This window comes from Streptomyces sp. MK37H (assembly GCF_018035285.1).
In the GTDB taxonomy this organism is placed as follows: Bacteria; Actinomycetota; Actinomycetes; order Streptomycetales; family Streptomycetaceae; genus Streptomyces; species Streptomyces endocoffeicus.
Genome location: NZ_JAAAYH010000018.1, coordinates 41,477 through 51,875, shown reverse-complemented (window position 1 = coordinate 51,875; position 10,399 = coordinate 41,477). Strand labels below are relative to the sequence as shown.

General features: G+C 70.7%; 9 protein-coding genes and 1 pseudogene. 3 read left to right on the top strand and 7 right to left on the bottom strand.

Annotation, left to right across the window (positions count from 1 at the left end; translation table 11 throughout):
* From GWI24_RS05030 to GWI24_RS05015, 4 genes are all read right to left on the bottom strand, one after another.
* The coding region (locus GWI24_RS05030; RefSeq protein ID WP_210944676.1) for a dihydroxyacetone kinase subunit DhaK at window positions 1-779 on the bottom strand (779 nt) is incomplete at its 3' end.
* A complete protein-coding gene (locus GWI24_RS05025) occupies window positions 776-2,236 on the bottom strand; it encodes an FGGY-family carbohydrate kinase (protein ID WP_210944675.1) in 1,461 nt (486 codons plus the stop codon). The genes GWI24_RS05030 and GWI24_RS05025, both read right to left, overlap by 4 nt.
* Entirely contained in the window at window positions 2,233-3,303 is a 1,071-nt protein-coding gene (locus GWI24_RS05020; protein ID WP_210944674.1) for a 2-hydroxyacid dehydrogenase, read from the bottom strand. The genes GWI24_RS05025 and GWI24_RS05020 overlap by 4 nt, the downstream gene beginning before the upstream one ends.
* 5 nt (window positions 3,304-3,308) lie before the next feature.
* Window positions 3,309-3,977 carry an HAD family phosphatase gene (locus tag GWI24_RS05015; RefSeq protein ID WP_210944673.1) on the bottom strand — a complete coding sequence of 223 codons (669 nt, stop codon included), beginning with the start codon at window positions 3,975-3,977 and terminating at the stop codon, window positions 3,309-3,311.
* A 178-nt stretch (window positions 3,978-4,155) separates the two neighbouring features.
* On the opposite strand from GWI24_RS05015, the gene GWI24_RS05010 reads away from it, so the two are divergent.
* The 3 genes from GWI24_RS05010 (at window position 4,156) to GWI24_RS05000 (ending at window position 7,186) form a co-directional block, all read left to right on the top strand.
* Window positions 4,156-4,944, top strand: a complete 789-nt coding sequence (locus tag GWI24_RS05010) for a DeoR/GlpR family DNA-binding transcription regulator (protein ID WP_210944672.1) — start codon at window positions 4,156-4,158, stop codon at window positions 4,942-4,944.
* Between the two features lie 104 nt (window positions 4,945-5,048).
* Window positions 5,049-6,347 carry an MFS transporter gene (locus GWI24_RS05005; protein ID WP_247615898.1) on the top strand — a complete coding sequence of 433 codons (1,299 nt, stop codon included), beginning with the start codon at window positions 5,049-5,051 and terminating at the stop codon, window positions 6,345-6,347.
* Between the two features lie 143 nt (window positions 6,348-6,490).
* Complete coding sequence (locus tag GWI24_RS05000) at window positions 6,491-7,186, top strand: carbon-nitrogen hydrolase family protein (RefSeq protein ID WP_210944671.1); 696 nt, start codon at window positions 6,491-6,493, stop codon at window positions 7,184-7,186.
* 51 nt (window positions 7,187-7,237) lie between these two features.
* Here the strand turns inward: GWI24_RS05000 and GWI24_RS04995 are convergent, their stop codons facing one another.
* From GWI24_RS04995 to GWI24_RS04985, 3 genes and pseudogenes are all read right to left on the bottom strand, one after another.
* On the bottom strand, window positions 7,238-7,882 hold the full coding sequence (locus tag GWI24_RS04995; protein WP_308343473.1) for a hypothetical protein: 645 nt from the start codon (window positions 7,880-7,882) through the stop codon (window positions 7,238-7,240).
* Window positions 7,883-8,399: 517 nt separating this feature from the next.
* Window positions 8,400-8,817 (bottom strand): annotated as a pseudogene (locus GWI24_RS04990) (ATP-binding protein).
* Window positions 8,818-8,987: 170 nt separating this feature from the next.
* On the bottom strand, window positions 8,988-10,202 hold the full coding sequence (locus GWI24_RS04985) for a helix-turn-helix domain-containing protein (protein WP_210944669.1): 1,215 nt from the start codon (window positions 10,200-10,202) through the stop codon (window positions 8,988-8,990).
* Window positions 10,203-10,399 lie beyond the last annotated feature (197 nt).

The window sequence follows — 10,399 nt, the reverse complement described above, 5'->3', positions numbered from 1 at the left end:
TTGAGGACGACCGCGACCCGCCCGTCGTCGCCCACCCCGGCGGGCCGGTCCGCGAGCAGCCCCGTGACCAGGGCGCGGGCCAGGTCCTCCGCGGTGCCCAGGGTGTCCTCGCTGACCCCCGGTTCGCCGTGGATGCCGAGGCCGAGGCCCAACCGGCCCTCGGGAACGGTGAAGAGGGGCGCTTCGGCGCCCGGCAGGGTGCAGCCGTCGAAGGCCACTCCGAGCGTGCGGGTACGGGCGTTGGTGTGCTCGGCGACGCGGACGACCTCCTCCAGGGAGGCGCCTTCCTCGGCCGCCGCCGACGCGGTCTTGAAGACGACGAAGCCACCCGCGATGCCACGCCGCCGCACCGCCTGGTCGGCGGGGGCGGAGGCGATGTCATCGGTGACGGCGAAGCAGCGGGCGGGAATCCCGTCGCCCTCCAACTGCCGTGCCGCGAGGCCGAAGTTCATCACGTCCCCCGCGTAGTTGCCGAAGAGGAAGAGGACACCGCCGCCCGCCTCCGCCGCCTCGGCGACCGAGCGGGCGCGGGCGGCCGACGGAGAGGTGAAGACATCGCCGATGACCGACCCGTCGGCGAATCCGGGGCCGACGACACCGCAGAAGGCGGGGTAGTGGCCGGAGCCGCCGCCGGTGAGCACGGCCACCTTGCCCGCGCGGGCGGGGCGGGCGCGCACCACACCGCCGGGCACGGCCCGTACGTGCCCGGGATGGGCGGCGGCGAAGCCCGTGATCATGTCGTCGGTGAACCGGGCGGGGTCGTTGAAGAGCCTGGTCATCGTGTGCTCCAGCCTTCGCGTGCGGTGTCGAGGGTCTGGCGGTAGGCGGCGTAGCCCTCGGTGTAGTGGTCGATCAGCCCGCGCTCGGCGGTGACGGTACGGAGGCGGGCGCGCCAGGCGCCGGGGTCGACCGGTGTGCCCAGCGAGCGCCAGGCGACATGGGCCGCGCCGCGGATGCCCACGGCGTCGTCGCAGACCTCCAGGTCGCCGCCGAGGACACCGGCGAAGATGCGCGCCCACTCCCCGGAGCGCGCGCCACCGCCGCAGGCGGTGACGGTGCGGGTGACGCCGAGGGTTTCCATGCAGTGCCGGGCCGAGTAGGCGACCGCCTCGCACAGCGCCCGTACCAGGTCGGCGCGGCCGGCCAGCGGGGAGAGGCCGTCGAACCGGCCACGGGCCCGCGGGTCGACGAAGGGCGCGCGCTCGCCGCTGGTGGACAGGAACGGCAGCGCGGTGACGCCCGCGGCGCCGGGCGGGGACTGGACGAGCAGCGCGTCCAGCGCCTCGATCTTCACATCGAGCAGCTTCAGCAGCCAGTCCAGGCCCGCGGTGCCGATCATGGCGGGCATGACCCGCAGGAACCGGCCCTCGTACGGGGTGGCCAGCACCATCCCGGCCGGGTCCTCGGCGAGGGCCGGGCGCGGCTCGGTGTCCAGGACCTGGGCGGCGAGGGTGGTGCCGATGATGAGGTTGCCCTCCCCCGGTTCGGCGACTCCCGAGCCGAAGGCGCAGGCGGGGATGTCGAACGGGCCGGCGGAGACCGGCAGCCCCGCGGGCAGGCCCAGCCGCCGGGCGGCGTCGGGCAGCAGCCGGTGCAGGGTGCCGGGCGGCGCCGGATCCGGCAGCAGCCGGCGGTACGCGGAGAGCCCGCACAGCTCGAGCGCGGTCTCGTCGTACGTACGGGTGGCCACGTCGAGGAACGGCTGCGAGGCGTCGGAGACATCGACGGTCACGGCGCCGGTCAGCCGTTGCACCACGGCGTCCACGCAGTACCCGGCGACCTCGGCCGCATCCAGCCGCTCCGGCTCGTGCTCGGCCAGATGCGCCAACAGGGGTGCCGCGGAGCCGGGGAAGAGGCCGACGCCGGTGCGCCGGTGCAGGGCGTGCAGGGTGCCGTCGGCGGTCCACCGGTCGAGCCGGTCCGCGGCCCGGCCGTCCATCCAGGACAGCGCGCGGCCGACGGAGGCGCCCGTGGCGTCGCGCAGCCACAGGCCGTCGCCCTGCCCGGTGAGGGCCAGGGCCTCGGCCGGTTCGTCGCCCAGCTGCGCGGCGTCGGCGAGTGCCGCCCGTACGACGGTCTCCACGGTGCCCACGACGTCGTCCAGGTCCTGCTCGACGCGGTGTCCGGGCAGGGTGTAGACGGTGCTGCGGGCCTCGTGCGCGGGGGTGGTCCGGCCGTCGCGGGAGATCAGCTGGGCCTTGGTGACCGAGGTGCCGATGTCGACTCCGACGATCATGGCCGACTCCCGGTCAGCACCTCCGGATTGGCCACGTGCCGCAGCGGTTCGCCTCGCAGGAAGCGGGCGGCCTCGCCGGCGGTGATCAGGGCGGCCCGGTCGGCGGTCTGCCGGGTGGCGCCCGCCAGGTGGGGTGTGGTGATGACGTTGGGGGCCTTGTGCAGCGGCCAGTCGGCCGGGGGCGGCTCGATGTCGTAGACGTCGAGGGCGAGCGCGCCGAGCCGGCCGGACTCCAGCAGCCCGGGCAGCGGCGCGTAGTCGAGCAGCTCGCCGCGGGCCGAGTTGACGAGGACGGCACCCTCGGGCAGCAGCGCGAGGTTGTCGGCGTTCAGCAGATGCCGGGTCTCGGGGGTGACCCGGGCGTGCAGGCTCACCACGGAGCTGCGCCGCAGCAGGTCCTCCAGGGCGGTGAGCTCGACACCGTCGGCGTATGCCCGCGCCTGGTCCGCGTACGGGTCGGAGACGAGGACGTGTGCGCCGAAGGCACGCAGCACGCGGGCCACGATCGAGCCGATGGCCCCGTACCCGACGAGCCCGACGGTGGCGCCGTCGAGCTCAAGACCCGCGTTCTCGTAGGCGTAGTAGTCACCACGCCAGGTGCCCTCCTTGAGGGCCGCGTCGGCCTGGGTGATGCGGCGCATGGCGGCGAGGATCAGGCCGACGGCGAATTCGGCGGCCGCGGCGGCGTTGCGGCCGGGTGTGAGGGTGACGGGGATCCCGGCGGCGGTGGCGGCGGCCAGGTCCACGTTGACCGGGCCGCCGCGGGCCACGCCGATGAACTTCAGGCCGGGTGACTCGCGGATGACACGGGCGGTGAAGGGCGCCATCTGGGTGAGGGCGACACTCGCGTCGCCGAGCGCCTCCAGCACCTGCTCCTCGGTGCCGCTGGCCTCCTTGACCCCGCCGTTCCCCTGCCCGTCGGCCCCCACCGGCCCGAAGGGTTCGTTCGGCCAGCGGGTGCGCAGCGTGCGGAAGGTCAGCCCGGCGGAGGGCAGGCTCTCGCTCAGGGCGGCGGAGAAGAGCTCGGGGGCGATGAAGTCGTCGCCGGATACCAGGACCGTGGTCATGTCGGTCACTCCCCTCGGGGGTCGAGCCTGCTGAGCAGGAAGTCACGTACGGCATGATGGTCCGCAGAACGGTATGCGGCGGCAGCCAGGGCGTCCTCGGCGGGTGGGTACTGCGGATTCGGGATGGCCACGACGGTCATCCCGGCGGCCGCGGCGGCACGCAGCCCGTTGCTGGAGTCCTCCACCGCCAGACAGCGCTCCGGGGCCACGCCGAGGGCGCGCGCGGCGGCCAGATAGACGTCCGGGCTCGGCTTTCCGCGCTCCACCTCGGCGCTGGAGACGGTCGCCTTGAAGTGGTGGTCGACACCGTGGTGGACGAGAACGGCGTCGATGACCCGGCGCGGCGCGGAGGAGGCGAGCGCCACGGGGGCGAGCTCGGCGGTGGCGCTGATCATTTCGCGGGCTCCGGGCAGCAGGCCGATGCGGCCGTCGGCCAGGGCCTGGACCATGCCGTCGACGACGGCCTGCTCGGTGCCGGCGGCGGAGTCACCGGACCCGCAGAACCGGGTCAGGTAGGCGGCCCACTCGGGGGCGCTCATCCCCTGGACGTCGCGCGTCTGCTCTGGGCCCCAGGTGCGGCCGCGTGCGGCGGCGTAGGCGGCCCACAGCTCCTCCCACAGATGCTCGCTCTCGACGAGCACGCCGTCCATGTCGAAGACCACTGCGTCGGCCATGCGTACCCCTGATCTCCCGGCTGATGATGTCTGGCTGGCGGGGGCACGGGATGTCCGTGCGCCCGGCGGTGTCCGCCAGGTGATGGCACCCGGCGGTGTCCGTTACAGCGAAATTAACAGTCACAGCGTGAGTTGTCACTGGTTCTATGTGAGAAATAAACACGGCAGGATGGAGGGCATGACTACTCCCCCGTCGTCGCGAGGTGCGCGGCAACAGCGGCAGCAACTGATCGTCGACCACGTTCTGGCCCAGGGGGACGCCACCGTGTCCGAACTGGTCGAACTGACCGGCGTCAGCCTGATGACGGTCCACCGGGACATCGCCGAGCTGGCGGACCGCGGCATCCTGCGCAAGTACCACGGTGGCGTCTCCGCGCAGCCCTCGATGGTCTTCGAGTCCAGTTCGGACTTCCGGCTGCACTCACACACCGACGAGAAGCGGGCGCTGGCCCGCGCCGCCCTGCGGTTCGTGGCCCCGGGGATGTCGGTGATGCTGGACGACTCGACCTCGGCGCTGGCCCTGGCGCGGCTGTTGCCCGAGGTGGGGCCGCTGACCGTGGTGACCAACTACCGCCTGATCACGGAGGAGCTGAGGAGCGCCGAGGGCATCCGGCTGATCTCCGTGGGCGGCGAGTACTCGCGCACCCACGACTCATGGATCGGCCTGCCGGCGATGGACATGATCAGCGGCATCTCCGTCGATCTGAGCGTGCTCTCCACCTCCGGGATCACCGCGGGCATGACCTTCCACCAGGAGCAGGAGATCGTCAGCATCAAGCGGGCGACCCGGCAGGCGGGCGCGACGAGCGTGCTGCTCATGGACCACAGCAAGGTGGGCCGTCGCGCGCTGCACCGGCTGGAGAGCGTGGACTCCTTCGACCATGTTCTGCTGACCGGCCCGGTGGACGAGGAGCTGCTGCGGGAGATGCGGGAGCTGACGGATGTGAGAGTCGTCGAGACCGAGTAGTTACCATCAGATTTCGTTAGTCTTACCAGACCTCTTGATATTTCTCTCGGCTCGCTTGAGTATCTGCGGTCGTACTCCGTCATCCCCGCAGAGTGGAGGAAGCGATGCCGAAACCCTTGGTCCTGGGCTATCTGGGCGTACTCCTGTTCATGATCGGAGACGGCGTCGAATCCGGCTTCATCGCTCCGTACATGGCCGATCACGGCGCGACGACGGACGTACGGGCCGGGTACGTCATCACGGTCTACGGCATCGCCGTCATGCTGGCGTCGTGGTTCTCCGGCGCGCTCTGCCAGGTGTGGGGGCCGCGCCGGGTGATGTGGGCGGGCCTGGCGATCTGGGCCGTCTTCGACGCCGCGTACCTGCTCTTCGCGCTGGGCACCGAGAACTACCCGATGATGCTGGTCTTCTACGGCATCCGGGGCTTCGGCTATCCGCTCTTCGCGTTCGGCTTCCTCGTATGGATCACCAACACGGCACCGAAGGCCCGGCTGGGCACCGCGGTGGGCTGGTTCTACTTCGCCTTCACCGGCGGCCTGCCCACCCTCGGCTCGCTGTGGTCGAGCCTGACGATCCCCTCGTTCGGCCGCCTGGGCACGCTGTGGTCGGCACTCGTCCTCATCCTCATCGGCGGCGCCATCGCCCTGGTCGGCGCCCGCCGGAGGCCCGGCGGCGACCGGATGGCACCCCCGGAGGTCACCACCGGCGAGAGCCTGCTCAACTCCGTCTCCATCATCTGGACCCATCCGCGCGTGCTGGTGGGCTGCCTGGTCCGGATCATCAACACAGCCCCGGAGTTCGGCATGCTGGTGTACCTGCCGCGGATCTTCTCCGACGACGTCGGCTTCGGCGAGGACAAGTGGCTCCAGCTGCTGGCGATCATCTACGGCACGAACATCTTCTTCAACCTCATCTTCGGCGTCCTCTCCGACCGCATCGGCTGGCGCACGACCATCGCCGGCTTCGGCGCGCTGGGCTGCGCGATCAGCGTGACGACGCTGTACTTCGTACCGACCTGGCTCGGCCCGGACTACTACTGGGTCGCGGTGCTCGCGGGCATGTTCTACGGCGCGACCCTCGCGGGATTCGTGCCCATCTCGGCCCTCATCCCGTCGATGGCGCCCGAGAACAAGGGCGGCTCCATGGCCCTGCTCAACCTGGGCGCGGGCGGCGCGGCCTTCGTCGGCCCGGCCATCGCCAGCCTCTTCCTCCCCGTCGTCGGCGCCGGCGGAGTCACGCTGGTCTTCCTCGCCCTCTACCTGGTCGCACTCGTCCTGACACTGATGCTGAAGCTCCCCGAGGAACGCGACGGCGAGCCGTCGGCCCCGAGCGCGGCGGACGACGGCCAGCAGCCCCGCACCGACACGGCGTCGACCACCTCCTCGCCCGCCACGTCCGCCTGAGCTTCGGGGTGCGGGGCCACGCGCCGGCAGCCCGAACCACGGGGTCGGACTGCCGGCGCAGCGCCTCCACCAGGCCTCGGCGTTGTCCGTTGCACAGGCTTGGATAGGCTGCTCGCACGACTCGGCGAGGGGAGTTCAGGGTGGTGGCACAGCCGTTGAGCATCGCGGTGGCGCAGCCGAGGTGCGCCGCTCACGACGTGGCGGCCAACGCGGTGGCCCACGCGGAGGCCGTTCGGGCGGCGGACGCGCGGGTGGTGGTCTTCCCCGAGATGTCGCTGACGGGATACGAACTGGACGCGACGCCGGTCGCCCCGGACGATGATCGGCTGGCTCCGATCGTCGCCGCGTGCGCCGCGACCGGGACGCTCGCCCTGGTCGGCGCGCCGGTGGCGGGTCCGCGCATCGGCATCCTGGCTCTGGACGGAGATGGCGCACGGGTGGTCTACGGCAAGGTCCACCTGCACCGCAGTGAGGCCATCCACTTCGTGCCCGGGGAGCAGTCCGCCGTGATCGACGTGGACGAGTGGCGGCTGGGGCTCGCCGTCTGCCGTGACACCGGTTTCCCCGAACACGCCGCGAAGACGGCGGCGCTGGGCATCGACGGCTACGTGGCCGGCGTTGTCCACGCCGAACACGAGGCCGGGCTCCATGGCGAGCGCGCCCGCCGGGCCGCCGCCGACCACGGTGTGTGGGTCGCCACGGCGGCCTTCGCGGGTCCGACCGGTGGCGGCTTCGACCGTACGTCCGGCCGTTCGGGCATCTGGTCCGCGGACGGGGAACTGCTCGCCGAGACGAGCGCCGCCCCCGATGAGATCGCGCGGGCGGTGTTCGCCAAGTGAGCCCGGCTTCGTCAAATGAGCCGGGGCGGGGCGGCCGCGGGAGTCGTCGCGTCAGAGTCGGAACGCCCTGGTCACCTGCTCAGTGAGCTCGTCTTCCGTCGTCGCGGTGTCGACATCGATGGTGTGCAGTCGAAGGCGCTCGGCTTCCTCCTCGAGGCGTGTGGTGAACATGCGATCCCGTTCGGCAAGGTTGCGGCCGGCCCTCGCCGGATCGCTGGTCCTCCAGACGAACCCCTCCCCCGGTACCGACCGACTCCGGATGGCGGCCTGACGGAAATCGGGCGTGGGAAGAAGCCAGACCGCGTGCTGAGGAGCGTCGAGCAGCGGCTTCACGAGGTGCGGGAGCAGCCGGAATCCCTCGACGATGACGCAGGGCTCCGGCGGCAGGCGAAGAAGGTCTTCGACGATCAGGCCGAAGCCCTCACCCCGAAACCAGTGGAACGTCTCGAGCATGACCTCCGGAGACCGGTTCACCCATCGCTCGTCCATGTCCATGGCGATGAACTGATGCAGAAACGGCGCCTCCTCGGGGGTGGCCCGCCCGGCGTGATCCCGCATCACATCGTCGGTCGCGTAGAGCCGCCACCCGTAGCGGTCGACGAGCCGGCGGGCGATGGTCGACTTGCCCGCGCCACTCCCGCCGCCGATCCAGAAGACGTGGCGCAGCCGCGCCGCAAGCTCCGCGGCGTCGGCCACTTCTTCATCCTGTCCGGGCTGCATTTCTCTCCGATCCGACGAGACGAGACAATGCGAACCTCATTGTGTCCTGTCGACGACATTCCCCACTCCACCGCTACTCGGCCGCGGGCCCGGCTACGGGTGCCCCGCGGCCGACGGTGGCCGCTCGCGTGGCGAGTCCGATGGTGCGGGTGAGCGTCATCGCCACGGCCATCAACAACGGCCCGCAGGATGCGCGGCTTTCCGATCGTGCGGTGGGATCCGAGGTCCGCCTCCAGGACGGCGAGCAGGACCGCGAGCCCCAGCCGGTGAACACCACCGAGCCGGGGCTTCCCGCGACTCTACAGCCGTTCCGGCATCTGCTCGTATGGCGTCAGCACCGTCAGGCGCTCGGGCTGCCGGGAAGTCCACTGCCCTGGCCCGGTCCGCGGCCGCAACAGCCCCACAGCACCGCTCTCCATGTCGGTGACGATTCCACGCCGGTCGGCATTCCCGTCATGGGTCAAGAAACCCACCCGAGGCTTCCGTTCGCCGGTCACCCGCTTTCCTTCCCCTGCAGTTCTGCCCACACCCGCTTGCCCCACGGCAGCGGGTCGGTGCCCCAGTCCTCGGCCAGCGCGGCCACGAGCGCGAGGCCGCGCCCGCTCTCGTCCTCCTGCGCTCGACTCACGAGGCACCGGGCGTCTCTTCGATTTGTCCACCACCCCGATGCGCACCCGCGTTGCCTCGAGCCGGGTGACCGTGACCCGGATGTAATTGCTCTGGGCGTGCTTCACGGCGTTGGTCACCAGCTCGGAGGCGATTAAAGCCGCGGCCTCGGCCAGTTCTTCCAGGCGCCATGTTGCGAAGGCGACACGTACCAGACGCCGGGCTGTGACCGCGCTCTCTGGTTCACGCGGCAGGGTCTCGCTGTAGCCAGGGTGCCCAGTAGGGCGGGCTATGGTGAGCGGCAGACATTGTCGAGGCTGCTTTCGTGACCGCGCGTCCGTGAATTTTGGCACGTCAGTTGCTCTTTCGGGTCGACCGCAGCCCCGGCTGTTCACAAGGCTGCGGGGCAGTGACCACTCATGTAAGCGACGTGCCAAGAAGGGTGACAGGGGCGCAACGTCATAGTTTCAGGACGCTATTCGCCAACCCCCAGGAACTCCGCCAGTGGGCGCAGCCCTGGCGGGTGGTTGGGCAACGCCCACAGGTCGCGCACGATGGCCACGGCCAACGTGTGGTGCTGCATCCACGTCGGCGCCACCCGGCGCAGGGACTCCAGGGTGTTCACGGCTCCCGCCGCGTCCCCTACGTCCGTGTGGGCTCGGGCCACGTCCAACAGCAGCCACGTCCGCCAGGACGGCGGGGTATCCTTCGACAACCGCATGCCCTTGGCCAGCTTCAAGGCGTCTTCGGGGTGCCCATACTGGACAGCAAGGCGGACACGTTCGATCCGGACCGACGATGGGCTGAAGACGCTGACCATGCGGTTGTCACCGCTGTCGGACAGCTTCGAGACCCGGGCGGCTTCCTTCTCTGCCGTCTCCATCATCGCCGCCGCGCGCTCGTAGTCGCCACTCCTCGCGGCCGACGTGGCGGCACTCATGGTCAACGCTCCCCACACCTTCAGGCCGTCAGCCGTCCCGGTGTGGACAGCGTTCTTCATGCCGTCGGCGGCACGGAGCGCGATGCCCAACGCATCCTCCAGTCGTCCCTGCCGCTGGTATGTCCATGCCATGGAGTTGACGATCATCGGCAGAAGCAGCGGATCAGAGGAGTGTCCCGCAGCGTCTACTGCGCGCTCCAGGCTCGTCAGGGCAAGGTCCGTCTTGCCCATTCGCACGGCGACATGCCCTGCGAGCTGAAGCGCCTTGCCCAGAGCCGCGAAACCCGCCCTGCGGTCGGCGTCGTCGCCCGAGGCCGTGGCGGTGCGCGCATCCGAGATCAATTCCGGCAATGCCTTCATCACCGTGTCGAACTCTGCGGCATGATACTGGGTCCAACCGTCCGCGATCTGCTCACGCAGACGGTCCAACGAGAAGTCAGGCCCGGGCGGCTCCGGCTCCGGTCCCCAGAGCGCGGGCATGATGGCGCGGCGCACGGCCACGAAGCGCGGCCCATCGTTCTCGCCTGTCGAGGAGACCGCAGGAGGGTCACCCAGGAGGGTGGTCAGCTCCACGCCGAGACCGTTCGCCAGCGCGTGCAGCGTGGGGAGGCGTGCCGAGTGCTTCCGCCCCTGTTCGAGCTGACGGATCACATCGACGGACACGACGGAACGCTCGGCCAGTTCTTCTTGCGTCAGGGCGGCCAGACGGCGCAAGCGGCGCAGTGTCCGCCCCAGGTGTTCGTTTGCCACGCTGCCACCGTACGCCGCAATGCTGCCGTGCTTCTTCAGCAGTACAGAGCCCTAACAGCCCTCCGCGCACTCGGATAGGCCCACGGCGCCCTCCACCACTCCAGCGGCATCCCCGCGCCACCGACGGCAGCGCCAGAGTACGTGCCCCCCACCGCTTCCTGTAGCGGGCGGCACAAGCATCGTTGGCGACCTCTCAG